We start from the raw sequence: 18,421 nt of genomic DNA on the forward strand, positions 1-18,421 counted from the left end.
GCGCAGCGACGCGCGCAAGCGTTTTGGAGTGAGCCATGAGCGGGACCGAGCCGGCCGGGATGCGGATGAGAGGCAAGGTCTGCCTCGTCACGGGCGGCGGCAGTGGCATCGGCCGTGCCACGGTTCTGCGGATGGCGGCCGAGGGCGCGGACGCGATCATCGTCGCGGGCCGGCGCGAAGCCGAGATCGAGGCTGCCGCCGCTTCATGCCGAGAGCTCGGCGTGGAGGCCATCCCGCTCAAGACCGACATCACGCGCGAGGACGACGTCGCGCGCCTCGTTCGCACCGCCGTCGCGCATTGCGGCCGGCTCGACGTCGCCTTCAACAATGCCGGCTTCCAGGAGCGCCGCGCGCCGCTCGAAGAGCAGGGCATGGACATCTACGACAGCGTGTTCGACACCAATGTCCGCGCGCTGTTCCTGTGCCTGCGCCATCAATTGCCGGCGATGCTCGCACAGGGGCGCGGCAGTATCGTCGTCAACGCCTCCGTCAGCGGCGTGCGCAATCCCAATCCCGGCTTCTCGCTCTACTCGGCCTCCAAGGCGGCCGCGATCTCGCTGACCCGCTCGGCAGCGATGGAGAACGCCCCGCGCGGCATCCGCATCAACGCCGTCGCGCCCGGCCGCGTCATCACCGACATGATGCTGCGCGCCGGCGTCGGCGATATCGCGACCGTCAGCGCAGGCCTGCCGCTGCGGCGGATGGGGAGCCCGGAGGAGGTGGCGGAAGCCGTGGTGTGGCTGTCGTCGGATGCGTCATCCTATATCGTCGGGCATGTGCTCGCGGCGGATGGGGGATTTCTGGCTTCGTGATGTGTGGAGCGGTCGCGCCAAATATTCAGTGTCGTCCCCGCGAAGGCGGGGACCCATAACCCCAGGGAGGAATCGCGGCGCGAAGCTGCCCACCACGAGCCTTCGTCAAACTTCTCCCTGTGGCTATGGGTCCCGGCCTCCGCCGGGACGACGATGTGGGTATGCCGCGCGCCCCTAATGCTTCTGCCCGTACAGCACCGGCACCGCCGAATCCACGACGACCTCGACGAGGCTCGTGCCCTCGTGCGCCATCCCGCGCTTCAGCGCCTCGCCCAGTTCGCCCGCCTTGCTCACCCGCACCGCATGGCAGCCCATGCCTTCTGCAAGCTTGACGAAATCGATCCCGGGCAGCTCCAGCCCCGGCACGTTCCGCACCTGCATCACCTGGCTGAACGAGCGCATCGCGCCATAGCCGGAATTGTTGATGACGACGATGGTCATCGGCAGCTTGCGCTGCGCCGCGGTCCACAGCGCCTGGATCGAATACATCGCCGAGCCGTCGCCGATCAGGCACACCGTGCGGCTGTTCGGCTTGCCGAGCGCCATGCCGACGGCGGCGGGGAGCGAATAGCCGAGGCCGCCGCTCGCCATGGTGTAGAAACTGTCCTGGCCGCGCATCGGCAGAAACTTCTGCATCGCCGGGCGGTGCGAGGGCACTTCCTCGACCAGCGACGCGCCATCGGGCATCGCCTGTGACAGCGAATGCAGCAGGAATTCGACCGGCAGAGGATCGCCCGCTTGCGGCGCCGGCGGCAGCGTGCGGCCCTTTGGCGTGGCGCGCTTGCTCTCGGGGAGCATGTCGAGCAGCAGGCTCAGCGCCGGCTTCATGGTGGCGACGATGCTGGTGCCGACCGGCGTGACCGCGGCTGCGTCCGGATCGTCCGTGATCTGGAAGATCGTCGCGCCGCCGTCGAAGATCGCGGCGTGGCCCTCGACGTGGAAGGTGAACACCGGCGCGCCGATGACGACGACAACGTCGTGCTCGCGCAGCGCGTCGGAGAGCTGCGCCGGCGAGGCATGCAGGAAGCCTGCGAATTGCGGATGCCGCTCGGGGAACGAGCAGCGCGCCGAGAACGGGCTGACCCAGACGCTGGCCTTGGCCTTCTCGGCGACCCGCACCATCAAATCGACCGCGCCCGCGCGATCGATTCCGGGGCCGACGACGAGGGCAGGGTGTTTTGCAGAGCCGAGCGCGGCAACCAGCGCCTTCATCGCGTCGGCCTCGGGACCGATCTCGCGGCTGACCTTGCGCGCTTCGACCGGCGCACAGGCATGTGCCCAGTCGTCGATCGGGATCGATACGAAGGTCGGCCCGCACGGCGCCTGCATTGCGGTGTAATAGGCGCGCGCGATCGCGGCCGGCACGTCCTCGGGCCGCGCCGGCTCCACGCTGTACTTCACATAAGGCCGCGGGAATTCGGAGGCGCGCTCGGCATAGAGGAATGCCTGCAGCGGCAGGATCGAGCGCGCCTGCTGGCCCGCGGTGATCACCAGCGGCGTCTGGTTGCGATGCGCGGTGTAGATGTTGCCGAGCGCGTTGCCGACGCCGGCCGCCGAATGGAGATTGACGAAGCCCGCATTCCGCGTCGCCTGCGCGTAGCCGTCGGCCATGCCGACGGCGGAGGCTTCCTGCAACGCCAGCACGTAGTCGATGTCGTCGGGCCAGTCGCTCAGGAACGGCAGCTCGGTCGAGCCGGGATTGCCGAACACTTTTTTGATGCCGAACGAGCGCAGCAGGTCGAGCGTCGCCTGCTTCACGGTGACGGATTTGCTGCCGGTCTTGCCGTTCTTGGACATGGTTTCCGTCCCCTGTTGTTTATCGAGGGTAGCAGCCCCACCCCGTCATTGCGAGGAGCGAAGCGACGAAGCAATCCAGACTACCTCCTCGGAGGGATTCTGGATTGCTTCGCTTCGCTCGCAATGACGGTGGCGAGGCAGCGGTGCCTCACCACACCGCCGTGCCCTTCATCGTCGGCTGCCCCTCGGCATTCGCGGTCCACAGCTCCATGCCCACCTCGGTCTCGTTGGCATTGATGGAGAATTCCGTGCCCTCGAACAGCGGCTGCAATCCGCGATAGGTAAACTTCTTCGGCGCCTTGCCGCCGTGCAGCTTCGCGGCCATCTCGATGATCAGCGCGGCCTGCAACGGACCGTGGAAGATCAGGCCCGGATAGCCCTCGACCTTGGTGACGTAGTCGCGGTCGTAGTGGATGCGGTGGCCGTTGAAGGTCAGCGCGGAATAACGAAACAGCAGCACGGGATCGGACACATGGGTCTCGCGATGCTGCGCCTTCGGCGGCGGAGGCGGGGCCTTTGCGCCAGCCGGTGCGTTGCTCGTCATCTCGCGATAGACGATGTCCTGCCGCTCGCGGATGGCGATACCGCGCGGGCTGGAGATGCTGTGCTCGACCGAGACGAAGCACAGCGTGCCGGTCGAGCCGGTCTTGACCTGCACATCGGCGATGCGCGAGGTCCGCGTCGATTCATCGCCGACCTGCAGCGGCTGCAAAAACTCGATCTCGCCGCCGGCCCACATCCGGCGCGGCAGCGGCACCGGCGGCAGGAAACCGCCGCGGGTGGGGTGGCCGTCGGGCCCGAGCATCGACATCGGAAACACCGGCTGCGCCAGGCACCAATGCACCGTGAACGGTGCGGTGTCACCCTTCCTGGGGTCGCCGACCTCCTGGAATAGCGTCGCGCGCAGGCCCATGACGAGCTGCGCCGTGACGATGTCGGTCGCCTCCGTGCTGCGGCCGATCCATTGCCGCAAATGATCGATGTCGAGCTTCTCGGTCATGACGCCTCGCTCCATTACTTCTTCTGGGGCTTTTCGCCGATCGCGGGCACCGCGCCGTAGGCACGGGTTTCGCCGACGATGATCGGCGCCGGTGCGGGATAGCTGACGCGTCCCTGCGGCGTGTCGACCTCGATGCGGCGCAGATGCGGATGGTTGGTGAGGTCGGCCATGGTATTGACCTCGGCGAAGGCGATGTCGGCGTCCGACAGCCGCTTGAGCAGCTCGTCGCGCGTCATCTTGCCGAAGGCGTCCGCCACGGTCGTGTCGGTGAAGTCGCGGTTGCGCACGCGCTCGACCATGTTGGCAACGCGCGCATCGGCAGGCAGCTCGGGCTGATCGATCACTTTCGCGCACAGCGTCTTCCACTCGCGCTCGCTCTGGATCGAGATCAGGATGTCCTTGCCGTCGCTCGAGGTGAACACGCCATAGGGCGCGATCGAGGGATGGCGCAGGCCCATGCGCTTCGGCGGGTTGCCGGCTTCGGAGTTGAGCAGCGGCACGGTGCACCAGTCCGCCATCACGTCGAACATGGAGATGCGGATGTCCGCGCCCTCGCCGGTGCGACCGCGGCCGATCAATGCTTCCAGAATCGCGGCGTGTGCCGTGGCGCCGGTCGCAACGTCCACGATCGACATGCCGACGCGCGAGGCGCCATCGGGGTTGCCGGTGATGGACGCGAGCCCGCTCTCGGCCTGGATTAGCAGGTCATAGGCCTTGCGGTGCGCGTAGGGGCCGTCATCGCCATAGCCGGTGATCGTGCACGAGATTAGCTTCGGATAGTCCTTCAGCAGCCGCTCGCGCGAAAAGCCGAGCTTGTCCATTGAGCCCGGCTTCAAGTTCTGGATCAGCACGTCGGCGCTCGCGATCAGCTTCTCGAGCTCGGCGCATCCTTCCTTGGTCGCGAGATCGACCACGGCGGACTGCTTGCCGCGGTTGAGCCACACGAAATAGCTGCTCTGGCCTTTTGCTGCAGCGTCATAGCCGCGGGCGAAGTCGCCCTCGGGCCGCTCGATCTTGATCACCTCCGCGCCGGCATCCGCCAGACGCGAGGAACAGAACGGCGCCGCGACCGCCTGCTCGACCGCAATCACCCTGATCCCGTCCAATGCTCCCATGGCTGCTGCCTCAATACGAGCGGGGCATGCCGAGCACGTGCTCGGCGACAAAGGAGAGCACGAGGTTGGTCGAGATCGGCGCCACTTGATAGAGCCGCGTCTCGCGGAATTTGCGCTCGACGTCGTATTCCTCGGCGAAGCCGAAGCCGCCATGGGTCTGGATGCAGGCGTTCGCCGCTTCCCAGGACGCGTCCGCCGCCAGCATCTTGGCCATGTTGGCCTCGGCGCCGCAGTCGAGCCCGGCCTCATATTTGCGCGTGGCTTCCTTCACCATCAATTCAGCCGCGCGCATCGCGGCGTAGGCCTTTGCGATCGGGAACTGGATGCCCTGGTTCTGGCCGATCGGCCGGCCGAAAACGCTGCGCTCCTTGGCGTAGTTCGTCGCCTTCGCGATGAACCACTTGGCGTCGCCGACGCATTCGGCGGCGATCAAAATGCGCTCGGCGTTCATGCCGGAGAGGATGTAGCGAAAGCCCTTGCCTTCCTCGCCGATCAGATTCTCGGCCGGCACCTTCATGTCGGTAAAGAACACTTCGGTGGTGGCGTGGTTCATCATGGTGCGGATCGGGCGGATCTCGAGGCCGTTGTTCTTGGCCTCGCGCATGTCGACGATGAACACCGACAGGCCGTCGGTGCGCTTCTTGACCTGATCCTTCGGCGTGGTGCGCGCCAGCAGCACCATCAAATCGGAATGCTCGGCGCGGCTGGTCCAGATTTTCTGGCCGTTGACGATGTAGCTGTCGTTGCCTTCCTTGCGCGCAAAGGTCTTCAGCGAAGAGGTGTCGGTGCCGCTGGTCGGCTCGGTGACGCCGAAGGCCTGAAGCCGCAATTCGCCGCTCGCGATCTTCGGCAGGTACTTCGCCTTCTGCTCGTCATTGCCGTGCCGCAGCACGGTGCCCATCGTGTACATCTGGGCATGACAGCCGCCGCCATTGCAGCCGGCGCGCTGGATCTCTTCGAGGATGGCCGCTGCGGCCGAAAGCTTCAGGCCCGCGCCGCCATATTCCTCGGGGATCAGCACCGAGAGATAGCCGGCCTGCGTCAGTGCGTCGACGAAGGCCTTGGGGTAGGCCATCTCGCGATCGAGCTTGCGCCAGTATTCGCCGGGAAACTGCGCGCAGAGCTTTGCGACGGCTTCGCGGATGTCGGCGTAATCTTCGGTGTGGTGTTCTTCACTCATGGCGTTTCCCGTATTGAGCGTCCGTTAAGATAACGCCGGCCGACCCTCTGGCGTTGTGAAAACATCGCCAGCCCCCTATGCTCATTTGCTATAGCGTATGAAGTAGCCTTCGAGGATTGGCAAGCATGGATTTCCGGCAGCTCAGGACCTTCAGTTGCGTGGCTGAGCTCGGCAGTCTGAGCAAGGCTTCCGACACGTTGCGCGTGGCGCAGCCGGCGCTGAGCCGGCAGATCAAGCTGCTGGAACACGAACTGCGCGTCGAATTGTTCACACGCAACGGCCGCGGCATGGTGCTGACCGAGGCCGGGCACCTGCTGCTGGCGCGCACCTCCGGCATCGTGCGGCAACTCGACCAGATCCGCGACGACATCCAGTCGGCGAAAGGGCCGCCGTCCGGCCAGGTCGTGCTCGGCCTGGTTCCGACCGTGAGCTGCGTGCTGTCGGCGCGTTTCGCGCGGCGGTGCGTCGAAAAATATCCGGGCATCTCGCTGCGCATCGTCGAAAGCTACAGCGGCCATATCGTCGAATGGCTGCATCGCGGCGAGATGGATCTCGCCATCCTTTACGGCCGTTCCGCCGATCTGCATCTCAATGTGCAGAGCCTGGGACGCGACAACATTGTTGCGGTCGGCCCGCGCGGCTGCGGTCTCGCGCGCAAGAAGAACGTCGATATCGGCTGGCTGCTGCGGCAGCGGCTGGTGCTGCCCTCTCATTCCCACGGCCTCCGCGCGCTGATCGAGCATGCGGCAGCCCAACGCAAGATCAAGCTCAACGTCCAGCTCGAGGCGGATTCGTTTCGCGTGCTGACCAGCCTGGTCGAGGAAGGCCTCGGCTTTGCGCTGCTGCCGCCGTCCTCGGTCCACGGCGAGGTCGCGGACGGGCGGCTGGAAACCGCTGTCGTCTCGAAGCCGATGACGCGCGAGCTCATTTTCGCCTCTCCGATCGATCGTCCGGCCTCGACGGCGTCGCTCGCCGTCACGACACTCTTGCGCGAGGAAGTCGCCGCCTGCCGCAAGGAAGGCGTGTGGGACATCAAGTTGAGTTAGATGCAGCCGTGTCGTAGAACAGTCGCGCGCCATCGTGCCTTCGCATCTGGTGCGACCTGTCATGCCGAAATTTTATAGCTGGGGTGGATGAGGTGTGAGGGGCGTGCGCTCTTGGCCTCACGCTAGGTGTCATTGCCCGCGAAAGCGGGCAATCCAGTATTCCAGAGGCCGCAGTGCTTGAGTCGAGAAGCCGCAGCGTACTGGATGCCCCGCCTTCGCGGGGCATGACAGCGGAGCTTGAGGAGGCCGCTTGCTCGTCGCCGCGAATGTGACGCGCACCTGCCGCCAAAACCTCGTCATTGCGAGCGCAGCGAAGCAATCCAGGAATCCCTCCACGGTGACAGTCTGGATTGCTTCGTCGCAAGGGCTCCTCGCAGTGACGGAGGAGAGAGCCTGCGACGGCGGATGGAATCCTACCCCGGAATTCTCACCGGCAGCGATTCATATCCCTTGATGAAGCTCGAATAGATCCGCTTGGGTTCGCCGACCACCTCGATCCGGTCGAACCGCTTCAGCATCTCTTCCCAGACGATCTTCAGTTGCAGCTCGGCCAGGCGCATGCCGACGCAGCGGTGGATGCCGAAGCCGAAGGAGAGATGCGTGCGCGGCCGCGGGCGGTCGATGATGAAATCGTTCGGTTGCTCGAACATCTCGTCGTCGCGGTTGCCCGAGACGTACCACATCACGACGCGGTCGCCCTTCTTGATGTGCTTGCCGCCGATCTCGGTGTCGGCAAGCGCGGTGCGGCGCATATGCGCCAGCGGCGTCTGCCAGCGGATCACTTCCGGCACCATGGAATCGATCAGCTCGGGATTGGCGCGCAGTCTGTCGAACTGGTCCGGATTTTCGCTCAGCGCCAGCACGGAGCCGCTCATGGTGTTGCGCGTGGTGTCGTTGCCGCCGACGATGAGCAGGATGATGTTGCCCATGAGGTTGTCGGGGTCCATGAAGCGCGTGGCGTCGTTGTGCGCCATCAGCGACAACAGATCGTTGCGCGGCGCGGAGTTGACGCGCTCGTTCCACAGCTTCGACATGTAGGCGTAGCACTCGTCCATCTCGCGGCGGCGCTCTTCGGCGGAGGCGACGATGCCGCTCTTGGGCAGCGCGGTCGCGACATCCGACCAGCGCGTCAGCTTGCGCCGCTCCTCCCAGGGGAAATCGAACAGGGTCGCCAGCATCTGCGTCGTCAGCTCGATCGAGACGCGCTCGACGAAATTGAAGGTCTCGTTGCGCGGCAGATTGTCGAGCACGGTCTGCGAGCGCTGGCGGATCAGTTTTGCGAGCTCGTCCAGATGCGCCGGCGTGAACATCGGCGACACCGTCTTGCGCTGCGTGGAGTGCTTGGGCTGGTCCATCGCGATGAAGCTCGGCCAGTCATAGCCCTGCGGCACGTCGCGGATGCCGATGCCGCCGAGCGTCGAGTCCGACGAAAAGACGCCGTGACTGGTGTCGACATGCATGATGTCGTTGTATTTCACCACCGACCAATATGGCTCGATCGGCGCGTTGGTGCAGTAGTGCACCGGCTCTTCCTTGCGCAGCCGCTCGAACCACGGCCACAGCGTGTCGTCCTGGAACAACCGGGGCGCACCGGGGTGGAATTGCGAAAGCGGCGTCGCATAGGCCTCCTCGCGGGCCCTGCGCATGCGTTCGGCCTTGTCCACTTTAACCGGCGCTTGGATGTTCATGGTAATAGCTCCAGTGTTTCTCTATCTTCACCTCGCCCCGCTTGCGGGGAGAGGTCGGAATTCAAGCTTTGCTTGAATTCCGGGTGTGGGGCACTCTCCGCGATTCGGCACTCACCGTGTTCGCGGATAGAGCCCCTCACCCCAACCCTCTCCCCGTAAGAACGGGGCGAGGGAGTTAACTCAGGCCGTGATCTTCACCGGCAAGGTTTCAAGACCCTTTACGAAACTCGAATAGACCCGCTTCGGTTCGCCGACCACCTCAATATGGTCGAAACGCTTGAGAATCTCCTCCCAAATTATCTTGAGCTGGAGTTCAGCAAGCCGCAGGCCGACGCAGCGGTGGATGCCGAAGCCGAACGAGATATGCGTGCGCGGGCGGGCGCGGTCGATGATGAATTCGTAGGGCTTTTCGATCGCGTCTTCGTCGCGGTTGCCCGAGACGTACCACATCACGACTTTGTCACCTTTCTTGATCTGCTTGCCGCGGAACTCGAGATCGGCAAGCGCGGTGCGCCGCATATGCGCGAGCGGCGTCTGCCAGCGGATCACCTCCGGCACGAAGCTGTCGATCAGGGCGGGATTTTCGCGCAGCTTGCGATATTGCTCCGGATGCTGGCTCAGCGCATGGATCGCGCCCGACATGGTGTTGCGGGTGGTGTCGTTGCCGCCGACGATCAAAAGGATGAGATTGCCGAGGAAGTTCCTGGCGTCCATGTCGCGTGTGGCAGGGCCGTGCGCCATCATCGAAAGCAGGTCGCTCTTCGGCGGCTGTTCGATACGTTCCTTCCACAACCGCGCGAAATAGCCGGCGCATTCGGCAAGTTCGGCCTGGCGCTCGTCTTCGGTTGCGACCACGCCGTCAGGACCGGGAATGGTGGTGGCGATATCCGACCAGCGCGTCAGCTTGCGGCGGTCCTCCCATGGGAAGTCGAACAGCACCGCGAGCATCTGCGTGGTGAGCTCGATCGAGACCTGGTCGACCCAGTCGAACACTTCGCCGCGGGGGAGGTTGTCGAGACACTCCGCCGAGCGCTGGCGGATGTTGAGGGCGAGATTGTCCAGATGCGTCGGCGTGAACATCGGCGCCACGGTCTTGCGCTGCGCGGCATGGCGCGGCGGGTCCATCGAGATGAAGCTCTCGCGACGCAAATCCGGATCGATGTCGCGGATGGTGATGCCGCCGAGCGAGGAGGCCGAGGAGAACACCGAATGGTTGGTCTCGATCTCCATGATGTCGTTGTAGCGTGTCACCGACCAGTACGGCCCGAACATCGAGTCCTTGCAATAATGCACGGGATCCTCGCGGCGCAGGCGATCGAAATAGGGCCAGAACGTATCGGTCCTGAACAGCTCAGGGTCGCCCGGATCGAACTGTTCCAGCGGCAATGTCGTTGCGCGCTCGCGCAATGCGTCGAGCTTTGCCGCGCTCTCGATGGTCCCATGCATGACCGCTCTCCCTGACATTCCCCGCGCGCGTTTTTATGAATTCTGCGCTGCGGTATTTGATCTGCAATTACAACCCGTTGTCTGCGCCGGAGCAAGCGACAGTTTTGCCACAAGACAGATGCGTCACCCGGATGGGAGCCAACGGGGCTACGAAACTGTCAGCGTGATCCGCCGCTCCGTCATGGCCGGGCCTGTCCCGGCCATCCACGTTCTTGCCTGCGGCCCCACAGTCCGTGGATGCCCGGGACAAGCCCGGGCATGACGACGGAGACGCCATCGACGCTGCCCCGGATGACGCTTGCGCTCCATCCGGGCTACCAGGCTCGAAGCGTGATCTCCCGCACGTCTTTGCCCCCGGAATCATGCCAGAAATCGCCCGAAATCGAACCCGCCCATCTTGGGGATCGACCAATCTCTGATCTATAGTTTGACCGTAACAGGTCCGCATCCCGAGGTTGCCACCGTGAACGACATGCAATGGACCCCGATCGGGTCTGAACCGCTCCCGCCGCCGCTGCCTCCGACGCGGGTCGATTTCACCGGCAATCGCACCGAATTCCGCAAAATGGTCACCAAGGGTGCCATGCTGGAGCTCGTCACCTTCGGCTTCTACCGGTTCTGGCTGGTCACCGACATCCGCCGTCATCTGTGGTCGAACACCGCGATCGACGGCGACGCCGCCGAATATACCGGCCGGGCCAAGGAGCTGCTGATCGGCTTCCTGTTCGCGCTCGCGATCCTGGTGCCGATCTACCTCGCTTATTTCCTCATCGGTATCGAGTTCGAGCGCTGGCAGGGCTTCGCCTCGACGCCGCTGTTCATCAGCTTCTACGCCTTCGGCCAGTTCGCGATCTTTCGCGCGCGGCGGTATCGGCTGACCCGGACGGTCTGGCGCGGCGTGCGGTTCTGGATGGACGGCTCAGGCTGGGCCTATTCGTTCCGCGCCATGGCGTGGGGGCTGCTGGTGTTCCTGACACTCGGCCTGGCGCTGCCGTGGCGCGAGGCTTCGCTCGAACGCTACAAGATGCGGCACACGCATTACGGCGATTTGCACGGCGATTTCGAAGCCGACGGCTGGACCTTCTTCAAGCGCGGCTGGTGGCTGTGGCTTCTTACGCCGCTCGCGCTGTTGTTCTTCCCGGCTGCTCCGTTCATCTACGCCGAGTTCAAGGCGCGTGAATGGCGCTGGTGGCTCGACGGCATCCGCATCGGCGGCGTCAGCCTGTCCTCGCAACTGCCGCATGACGCATTCTACGGCCTGTACTGGAAGGTGATCGGCTGGTGGATGCTGCTCTCGACCGTCTTCGCCGCCTATATGGGTGGTGCGGCCTTGCTCATCGTCCAGCTCAGTGGCGTTCCGGTTGACGAGGTCTTCGGCCCCGGCAGTGCCGGCAAGAGCATCCCGGTGCTGGTGATGACGGTGATTGGCTATTTCGCTGTGGCCCTTGCCATCAACATCGTGATGCGCGTCTATCTCCAGCGCGATCTCTGGGCCAAGGTGCTGGAAACCGTCGAGGTGCACAATATCGGCGCTGCGGCAGACGTGCGCGGCAGCGGCGAGCTTGCCAGTGCGCTCGGCGAAGGTTTTGCCGATGGGCTTGACGTTGCAGGATTCTGAGTCGTGAGCGAGTTGTCCACCGAGGCCCCGGCGCAGTCCGCAAAGCCGACGATCTTCTTCGACGGCGTGTCGAGCCGCAGGCGGCAGGTGACGCTGACGTTCGGTGATGCGCTCGAGATCCTCGAAGGGGGCGAGGCGCCGGTTCGCTGGACCTGGGCCGACATCCGCCGCGCCGACAGTCCGGCCGGCGTGTTGCGCCTGGCCTCGAAATCCGCGCCGCCTTTGGCGCGGCTCGAAATCCGTGATGCCGTGGTGGCCGCGGACGTGAGCGTCCGCTGCATGCGGCTCGACGAACACCAGACCTCGGGCCGCGGGGTCGCAAAAATCGTCGGATGGTCGGTGGCGGCCGCCGTGTCCATTGTCTGCGTCGTGCTGTTCGGCGTTCCGCTCGCGGCCGACCGGCTCGCGCCGCTGGTGCCCAAGCCGATCGAACGGCGCATCGGCGATGCCTCCGAAGTCCAGGTGAAAACCATCTTCGGCCGCAATGTGTGCGAAGATCCCGCGGGCAAAGCCGCGTTCACAAAGCTCGTCAACCGCCTGCGGGATGCCGCCGGCCTCGACGACGATTCCATGACGGCCGGCGTGCTTCCGACCGCGGTGCCGAATGCGTTCGCGCTGCCCGGCGGCAAGGTCTATTTGCTGAAAGGCCTGCTGGACAAGGCGGAGAATCCGGACGAGATCGCGGGCATCCTCGCCCACGAGCTCGGCCATCTCAAGCATCACGACAACATGCGCGGCCTGATCTACAACGGCGGCACCTCGTTCCTGATCGGCCTGCTGTTCGGCGACGTCACGGGATCCTCCGCCGTGATCTTTGCCTCGCGCAGCGTGGTCGAAGCGTCCTATTCGCGCGAGGCCGAGACCGCCGCCGACACGTTCGCGATCGAGATCATGCACAAGCTTGGCCGCTCGCCGAAGCCCGCGGCCGAGCTGATGTTCCGCATCACCGGCAAGGAAGGCGGCGGCCTCACGTCGATCCTGGCGAGCCATCCGCTCACGGAGGATCGCCTCGCGCGCATGACGAAAGAAGACCGCCCCGCCAGCGGCCCGCCGCTGCTGACGGACAAGGAGTGGCAGTCGCTGAAGCTGATTTGCGGCAGCGGGAAGATCTGAAGGCTCGATCGCGGCGACGACGGAGGTGCGCTCCCTCTCCCGCTTGCGGGGGAGGGCTGGGGTGGGGGTGCTTCCGCAATGGGACACTCCCCCAGAGGAAAGAACCCTCACCCGGCGCTATGCGCCGACCTCTCCCGCAAGCGGGAGAGGTGAGCCACTGCTAGCCGAGCGAACCTAACGGCATCCTGCTCTGAACTACCGCGTCCCGTAGGCGCGGTCGCCGGCGTCGCCAAGGCCCGGGATAATAAAGCCGTTCTCGTCGAGGCCTTCATCGACCGCGGCCGTCCAGATCGGCACATCGGGGTGCAATCCGCGCAACCGCTCCAGTCCCTCAGGCGCTGCGATCAGGCAGGCGAGGCGGATGTCTTTCGCGCCGCGCTCCTTCAGCCGGTCGATCGCAGCGACCGCCGTGTTGGCGGTCGCGACCACGGGGGTCACCACGATCGCGAGGCGCTCGCCGAGATCGGATGGCGATTTGAAGAAATACTCGACCGCCGCAAAACTGTGAGGCTCGCGGTAGAGCCCGATATGCGCGACGCGCGCGGTCGGCACCAGGTCCATCATGCCGTCGACGAAGGTGGTGCCGGCGCGCAGCATCGGCACGAACACCAGCTTCTTGCCGGCGATCTTGGCCGAGTGCATCGTCGCCAGCGGCGTCTCGATCACGGTATCGGTGAGCGGCAGGTCGCGAGTCACCTCGTAGCACAGGAGCATGCCGATCTCCTTGATCAGCTCGCGGAACGACTTTGTCGAGATGGACTTGTCCCGCACCAGCGTCAGCTTGTGCTGCACCAGCGGATGATCGACGATCGTGACGCCTTCCATGATCGGATACTCCTGAAATCTATCGAGCCGTCATTGCGAGCGCAGCGAAGCAATCCAGAGTCCCGACGCGGAAAGATTCTGGATTGCTTCGCTGCGCTCGCAATGACGCGCGTGGTGGCAAATGTCTGCCATACTCTAAAACACAGTACCGTCGCTGATCACCTTGAGCGGCGGCGAACCGTCGGGCCGGCGCGCAAACGCAATGGCGCGGCCGGCGGCCCAGCTGCCGCCTTCCAGAATGCTCGCAAGCGGCAAGGACTCCGGCGTGCGGCCGAGTTTTGCGCGAACCCGTTCGGCGAGCCGATCCAGCAGGGCCACCGTGAGCGCGCGCCACTCCACGACAAGCAGCGAATCCACCGCATGCGCACGCTCGGCATCCGCGGGATCGCGCAGGCGCAAGACGTCATGATCGACGAACAATCCGCCGTTGCGGTATTCGGCAAGCCCGGTCAGGCCGTCGATGTCGGTGACGTCGAAGCCGGCGCGCTGCAGCGGCTCGATCAGCGAGTAGCTCAGCCATTGCGACAGCTTGTGCAGGGGGACGAGGCCGGCCGTTGCGTCATCCGCCTTGATCGCCGGGTGGCGCCAGCAATCGCCGAGCGGAATGCCTGACAGCTCAAGCCGTGATGGCCAGATCGGTCCAAGCTGGTTCAGCACCGCGGACAGAATAGCGGGCGCGGGAAGCACGCCGTCCTTCGCCTGCGCCGCGATGTGGTCGAACAAGCCGCCCGGCCGCTGCGTATCGTGCAAACCGAAAATCTCCGGCCGTTCGGCAACCAGCCTGCCCAGGCGCCGCAGCAGATCGGTGCGCCCCTCGAGCCCGAGCAGCGGGTTGGCATCGCTCACCTGAAACGCGGATGTGAGCGCGGCGAGCGGCAGCTTTGCAAGAACATCTGCGTCCGCTTTGCACGGTGCGCTCGCATCGCGCGAAAACAGCCCGCTTGCGAACATGTCGAGGCTTGCAATCGCAAGCCCCTCCGACCTGCCGATGCTTTCACCCGTCACTGCGTCGCGGTATCGCCACGCGGCGCCTGCGCCGGCATCGAGCAGCACGCTGACGATGGCGAGATCGAATTCCGCCCGCGCGCGCGCCGCACGATCGGTCCACGACGCAGCGCCGGCAAGCCTCGCCCAGCGGTCGACGCCGCCAAGCACAAAGTGCCGCCAGCGCGCGTGGAAAGGGATCTCCAGCGTCGGATAGGCCTTTCGCGTCACCGCGAGCACGGCCTCCGCAACGCCGTCCATGCGATCGAGATCGACCGTGAAGTGGCTCAAGCCGCCGGCAAGACCGAGCTCGAGCATCTTTCCGGCACGCGCACGAACCGCATGTGCGGAGAGCAGCGAGCGCGCCTGTCGTTCCAAAGCGTCCGTCATCAATCGATCAGTATTTTTCCAACGAACGCCCGACCACGCCATCCACGTCCTTCTCGGGCGCGATGTCGGTCGAGTAGTAGCCGGCAGCTTTCTTGGCCGCGATCTCGACATGGGCGTCGGCGGGAATGAGCTCCAGCGGGATCGGCACGCGCTCGACGATGTCGATGCCCTGCGAGGTCAGTGCGTCATGCTTCATGTCGCTCATCGACAGAAAACGGTCGATGCGCTTCAGCCCGAGCCAGTGGATCGTATCCGGCATCAATTGCTGGAAGCGCGCGTCCTGGACGCCGGCGACGCATTCGGTCCGCTCGAAATAGGCCGCGGCGGCATCGCCGTCCTCCTGGCGCTTGCGCGCGTTGTAGACCAGGAATTTCGTGACTTCGCCGAGCGCGCGGCCTTCCTTGCGGTTGTAGATGACGAGCCCGAGCCCGCCCTCCTGCGCGCCGCGCGCGGATTCCTCGATGCCGTGGATGAGATACGGCCGGCAGGTGCAGATGTCGGAGCCGAACACGTCGGAGCCGTTGCACTCGTCATGCACGCGGCAGGTGATCTTGGTGCGATGGTCCGGCAGTTTTGTCACGTCGCCGAACATGTACACGGTGGTGCCGCCGATCGGCGGCAGGAACACCTTCAAGTCCGGCCGCGTCACCAGTTCGGGGAACATGCCGGCGGTCTGCTCGAACAGGGTGCGCCGCAGCTCGGTTTCGTTGGTGGCAAAGCGCTCGGCAAGACCGGGCAAATACCACACCGGATCGATCGCGATCTTCACCACCGAGACGCTGCCATTGGCGTGCACGACCTCGCCGTCGGCGCGCAACCGTTTTGCCGCCAGCGCCTCGCGGATCTCCGGCAGGTCGAGCCGCGCGCGCGTCACGGCGATGCTCGGGCGGATATCGACGCCCTCGGCGATGTCCTTGCCGAAATTCTCGGCGACCAGATGCCCCCAGGGATCGAGCGCGACGATTTTCGCGGGATCGCGCCATTGCTCGAACGGGCCGATGGCTGCCGCCGGAAAGGTGTTGGTGAGGTCAGGGCGCCTGATCGGATCGAGCGCGCCGGCGGAGACCGCGAGCGCGCGGTACATCGCGTAGGAGCCGCCATGGCTGCCGATCACGTTGCGATCCCCGGCGCGCGACACCGTGCCGATGATCGGCCCGCGCGCGCGCGCATCCGCGGCGCCCCAATGGATCGGGAAGGCGGCCTTCCGCCCCGGCTCCGGATGAGAGGTGAGGCGGATGTGGTCGGTACGGTTCGCGCGGCTCATGACCAAACTCCCAAAAAGCCAACGGCCCGCCGCTCGGACGGGCCTGGCTCGGTCGCGCCGCCACCGGCGACGCAAGCTCAATCCAACATATTGTAGCGGTGAGCTGCGACAGACAAGTTAATGGTGCCTGCGCAGGCCTCCGCTGCCGATGCCGTTCAGACAAGCATTCGCCTGCCGGCCCAAATGGCGTGCGGCGTCGCATCGTGAGCTATATGTATGTAATTGTTTGTATTTTTGAAGAGGGGCGCCCCTCGCGCGCCTAGACCAATTCGCGGTCACCCCTGGGCGTCCGGATCACTGCTCGGAACGAGGGCGCGGGATCGTGACTGAAGCGGATCCGTGGATCGTCCAGAAACCCCGTCAGCGATGATCGGATCGTGTCGGCCTCGGGGTGCCGGATCTCGAACGCCACCAGGGAGCAGCCGAGATCGGCCATGCGCGAGGCCGGATGCGGTCCGTCCGGCCACTGGATCATTGTCGGGAACGCACCGTCGAACGGCATCGAGCCATCGGGTGGGACCGAGATCAGCCATTCGAGATGGCCGCGCGTCACCGTGATCGCCGGCTTGGCGGCACGGGGGATCTCAGCAAGCGCGGCTTTGATGTCCGGCGTGTTTGCAACCCACGTCATGAGCCGCGGCGAAGAAGCGAGCATCGCATGCGTGCGCGGATCGTCCATTGCGAACCAGCGCGGCCGATCTGGCGCTGGGGCCTGTGGGTTCGGTGCGATGACTTCGAGGAAACTCGTCTCGCTCAGCCGCAGCAGATGATTATGTGTCCCCATCAACGGATGCGCCCCGCCCGCCGGCGGCGCAATGCCGAGCGCGCGCTCGACATAGGCGACGCCTTCGGCAAGGTCGTTCGCGGCGACGGTGATGTGATCGAGACGAAGCATGGCCAGCGTCTAGCACGCGTCGGCAGCTTCCACGTCCTGCAAACGATAGTCTGGACAGATTGTCTATTTTCAGACATATTGTTCACATCGGCTTTTGTCCCCGGAGTACGTTATGGCCAGCGCCAGCTACATCGATCCCCGCAATGGAAAGCTCTATCCGCTGGACCAGCCGCGCTGGTGCTCGGACGAGCGGACGCCGCTTCTGGTGACGCCCGGGGCGGGGATCTCGCGCGACGACATCGACAGCCGCACGCGATCGCTCTGGCGCTACCGGGCCGCGCTGCCGGTCGACATCAAAAATCCGATCACGCTCGGCGAAGGCTGCACGCCGCTGGTGCAGCAGGGTTGGGGCGATTTGCGGCCGTTCTTCAAGCTCGAATGGTTCAACCCGACCGGCAGCTTCAAGGACCGCGGCTCCGCGGTGATGCTGTCGTTCCTGCGTCAGATCGGTGTCGACGCCATTCTGGAAGACTCCTCCGGCAATGGCGGCTCGTCGATGGCGGGGCTGGGCGCTGCAGGCCGCATGCGCGTGAAAATTCTCGCGCCTGCCGCGACGTCGCCGGCCAAGATCGCGCAAGTGCGCGCCTATGGCGCGACGGTGCAGCTCGTCGAAGGACCCCGCGAAGAGTCCGAAGCGGAAGCGATCCGCCAGTCGAGCCAGACGTTTTACGCCAGCCATAATTGGCAGCCCTTCTTTCTCGAAGGCACCAAATCGCTCGCCTATGAAATCTGGGAAGATTTTGGTTTTCGCGCGCCCGACAACGTCATCGTCCCCGTCGGCGCCGGCAGCAGCCTGCTTGGCTGCGCCTTCGGCTTCCGCGAGCTTTTGAAAGCCGGCCAGATCGCAAAGCTGCCGCGTCTGTTCGCGGCGCAGCCGCTCAACTGCTCGCCGATCGATGCGAGTTTTCAGGCCGGTGTCGATACGCCGGTCGCGCGTGAGGTGAGCAAGACCATCGCCGAGGGCACCGCGATCAAGAACCCGCTGCGCCTGCGCGAGATCATCGCGGCCTTGCGCGAGAGCGGCGGCGGCACCGTTGCACTCACCGAGGATGAGATCGCCGTCGCCCTGCGGCGTCTTGCCCGTCAGGGGTTGTTTGCCGAGCCGACCAGCGCCAGTGCGGCGGCGGCCCTGGAAAAACTCTCGGCTGCGGGTGCCATCAAGGCGAACGAGACCACGGTCGCGGTGCTCACCGGCACGGGCCTCAAGGCGGCCACCACCGTCGCCGATCTCGTGCAGTAGGGGCGGGC

15 protein-coding genes are annotated in these 18,421 nt (G+C 65.1%); 5 read left to right on the forward strand and 10 right to left on the reverse strand.

Annotation, left to right across the window (positions count from 1 at the left end):
- Positions 1-35 precede the first annotated feature (35 nt).
- Positions 36-812, forward strand: a complete 777-nt coding sequence (locus AB7532_RS06455; protein WP_441233976.1) for an SDR family NAD(P)-dependent oxidoreductase — start codon at positions 36-38, stop codon at positions 810-812.
- 174 nt (positions 813-986) lie between these two features.
- Here AB7532_RS06455 and mdlC read toward each other — a convergent pair whose 3' ends face one another.
- From mdlC to AB7532_RS06475, 4 genes are all read right to left on the reverse strand, one after another.
- Positions 987-2,609 carry a benzoylformate decarboxylase gene (gene mdlC, locus AB7532_RS06460; protein ID WP_441233977.1) on the reverse strand — a complete coding sequence of 541 codons (1,623 nt, stop codon included), beginning with the start codon at positions 2,607-2,609 and terminating at the stop codon, positions 987-989.
- A gap of 148 nt (positions 2,610-2,757) precedes the next feature.
- Positions 2,758-3,609 carry an FAS1-like dehydratase domain-containing protein gene (locus tag AB7532_RS06465; protein WP_441233978.1) on the reverse strand — a complete coding sequence of 284 codons (852 nt, stop codon included), beginning with the start codon at positions 3,607-3,609 and terminating at the stop codon, positions 2,758-2,760.
- Between the two features lie 14 nt (positions 3,610-3,623).
- Complete coding sequence (locus tag AB7532_RS06470; protein WP_441233979.1) at positions 3,624-4,724, reverse strand: CaiB/BaiF CoA transferase family protein; 1,101 nt, start codon at positions 4,722-4,724, stop codon at positions 3,624-3,626.
- A 10-nt stretch (positions 4,725-4,734) separates the two neighbouring features.
- Positions 4,735-5,904 carry an acyl-CoA dehydrogenase family protein gene (locus AB7532_RS06475; RefSeq protein ID WP_441233980.1) on the reverse strand — a complete coding sequence of 390 codons (1,170 nt, stop codon included), beginning with the start codon at positions 5,902-5,904 and terminating at the stop codon, positions 4,735-4,737.
- Positions 5,905-6,029: 125 nt separating this feature from the next.
- Here AB7532_RS06475 and AB7532_RS06480 point away from each other — a divergent pair, with 125 nt between their 5' ends.
- Entirely contained in the window at positions 6,030-6,950 is a 921-nt protein-coding gene (locus AB7532_RS06480; RefSeq protein ID WP_247503677.1) for a LysR substrate-binding domain-containing protein, read from the forward strand.
- Positions 6,951-7,363: 413 nt separating this feature from the next.
- Here AB7532_RS06480 and AB7532_RS06485 read toward each other — a convergent pair whose 3' ends face one another.
- Together AB7532_RS06485 and AB7532_RS06490 are read right to left on the reverse strand one after the other, a co-directional pair.
- The gene (locus AB7532_RS06485; RefSeq protein ID WP_441233981.1) at positions 7,364-8,638 is read right to left on the reverse strand and encodes a cytochrome P450; all 1,275 of its coding nucleotides are present in this window, start codon (positions 8,636-8,638) and stop codon (positions 7,364-7,366) included.
- A gap of 180 nt (positions 8,639-8,818) precedes the next feature.
- Complete coding sequence (locus AB7532_RS06490) at positions 8,819-10,084, reverse strand: cytochrome P450 (protein ID WP_441233982.1); 1,266 nt, start codon at positions 10,082-10,084, stop codon at positions 8,819-8,821.
- A gap of 472 nt (positions 10,085-10,556) precedes the next feature.
- On the opposite strand from AB7532_RS06490, the gene AB7532_RS06495 reads away from it, so the two are divergent.
- Together AB7532_RS06495 and AB7532_RS06500 are read left to right on the forward strand one after the other, a co-directional pair.
- A complete protein-coding gene (locus AB7532_RS06495) occupies positions 10,557-11,702 on the forward strand; it encodes a YjgN family protein (RefSeq protein WP_441239200.1) in 1,146 nt (381 codons plus the stop codon).
- A 3-nt stretch (positions 11,703-11,705) separates the two neighbouring features.
- A complete protein-coding gene (locus tag AB7532_RS06500) occupies positions 11,706-12,815 on the forward strand; it encodes a M48 family metallopeptidase (RefSeq protein ID WP_441233983.1) in 1,110 nt (369 codons plus the stop codon).
- 195 nt (positions 12,816-13,010) lie between these two features.
- On the opposite strand, the gene upp is transcribed toward AB7532_RS06500, so the two are convergent.
- The 4 genes from upp to AB7532_RS06520 form a co-directional block, all read right to left on the reverse strand.
- Complete coding sequence (gene upp / locus AB7532_RS06505) at positions 13,011-13,640, reverse strand: uracil phosphoribosyltransferase (RefSeq protein ID WP_441233984.1); 630 nt, start codon at positions 13,638-13,640, stop codon at positions 13,011-13,013.
- Positions 13,641-13,775: 135 nt separating this feature from the next.
- On the reverse strand, positions 13,776-15,014 hold the full coding sequence (locus AB7532_RS06510; protein ID WP_441233985.1) for a URC4/urg3 family protein: 1,239 nt from the start codon (positions 15,012-15,014) through the stop codon (positions 13,776-13,778).
- Positions 15,015-15,021: 7 nt separating this feature from the next.
- Complete coding sequence (locus AB7532_RS06515; RefSeq protein ID WP_441233986.1) at positions 15,022-16,278, reverse strand: GTP cyclohydrolase II; 1,257 nt, start codon at positions 16,276-16,278, stop codon at positions 15,022-15,024.
- A 259-nt stretch (positions 16,279-16,537) separates the two neighbouring features.
- Positions 16,538-17,173, reverse strand: a complete 636-nt coding sequence (locus tag AB7532_RS06520) for a VOC family protein (RefSeq protein WP_441233987.1) — start codon at positions 17,171-17,173, stop codon at positions 16,538-16,540.
- A 112-nt stretch (positions 17,174-17,285) separates the two neighbouring features.
- On the opposite strand from AB7532_RS06520, the gene AB7532_RS06525 reads away from it, so the two are divergent.
- Positions 17,286-18,413 (forward strand): threonine synthase, encoded by a 1,128-nt coding sequence (locus AB7532_RS06525; protein WP_441233988.1) that lies wholly within the window; start codon positions 17,286-17,288, stop codon positions 18,411-18,413.
- The last annotated feature ends 8 nt before the right edge of the window (positions 18,414-18,421 follow it).

The sequence above is a fragment of the Bradyrhizobium sp. 930_D9_N1_4 genome, from assembly GCF_052076015.1.
Taxonomy (GTDB): Bacteria; Pseudomonadota; Alphaproteobacteria; order Rhizobiales; family Xanthobacteraceae; genus Bradyrhizobium.

What these genes read in the sequence shown, in the direction of transcription:
- AB7532_RS06490 (WP_441233982.1), bottom strand. Translation starts at nt 10,084, where the DNA reads ATGCATGGGACCATCGAGAGCGCGGCAAAGCTCGACGCATTGCGCGAG.
- AB7532_RS06520 (WP_441233987.1), bottom strand. Translation starts at nt 17,173, where the DNA reads ATGCTTCGTCTCGATCACATCACCGTCGCCGCGAACGACCTTGCCGAA.
- AB7532_RS06515 (WP_441233986.1), bottom strand. Translation starts at nt 16,278, where the DNA reads ATGAGCCGCGCGAACCGTACCGACCACATCCGCCTCACCTCTCATCCG.
- AB7532_RS06455 (WP_441233976.1), top strand. Translation starts at nt 36, where the DNA reads ATGAGCGGGACCGAGCCGGCCGGGATGCGGATGAGAGGCAAGGTCTGC.
- AB7532_RS06525 (WP_441233988.1), top strand. Translation starts at nt 17,286, where the DNA reads ATGGCCAGCGCCAGCTACATCGATCCCCGCAATGGAAAGCTCTATCCG.
- AB7532_RS06465 (WP_441233978.1), bottom strand. Translation starts at nt 3,609, where the DNA reads ATGACCGAGAAGCTCGACATCGATCATTTGCGGCAATGGATCGGCCGC.
- AB7532_RS06475 (WP_441233980.1), bottom strand. Translation starts at nt 5,904, where the DNA reads ATGAGTGAAGAACACCACACCGAAGATTACGCCGACATCCGCGAAGCC.
- upp (WP_441233984.1), bottom strand. Translation starts at nt 13,640, where the DNA reads ATGGAAGGCGTCACGATCGTCGATCATCCGCTGGTGCAGCACAAGCTG.
- AB7532_RS06470 (WP_441233979.1), bottom strand. Translation starts at nt 4,724, where the DNA reads ATGGGAGCATTGGACGGGATCAGGGTGATTGCGGTCGAGCAGGCGGTC.
- AB7532_RS06495 (WP_441239200.1), top strand. Translation starts at nt 10,557, where the DNA reads ATGCAATGGACCCCGATCGGGTCTGAACCGCTCCCGCCGCCGCTGCCT.
- mdlC (WP_441233977.1), bottom strand. Translation starts at nt 2,609, where the DNA reads ATGTCCAAGAACGGCAAGACCGGCAGCAAATCCGTCACCGTGAAGCAG.
- AB7532_RS06510 (WP_441233985.1), bottom strand. Translation starts at nt 15,014, where the DNA reads ATGACGGACGCTTTGGAACGACAGGCGCGCTCGCTGCTCTCCGCACAT.
- AB7532_RS06485 (WP_441233981.1), bottom strand. Translation starts at nt 8,638, where the DNA reads ATGAACATCCAAGCGCCGGTTAAAGTGGACAAGGCCGAACGCATGCGC.
- AB7532_RS06480 (WP_247503677.1), top strand. Translation starts at nt 6,030, where the DNA reads ATGGATTTCCGGCAGCTCAGGACCTTCAGTTGCGTGGCTGAGCTCGGC.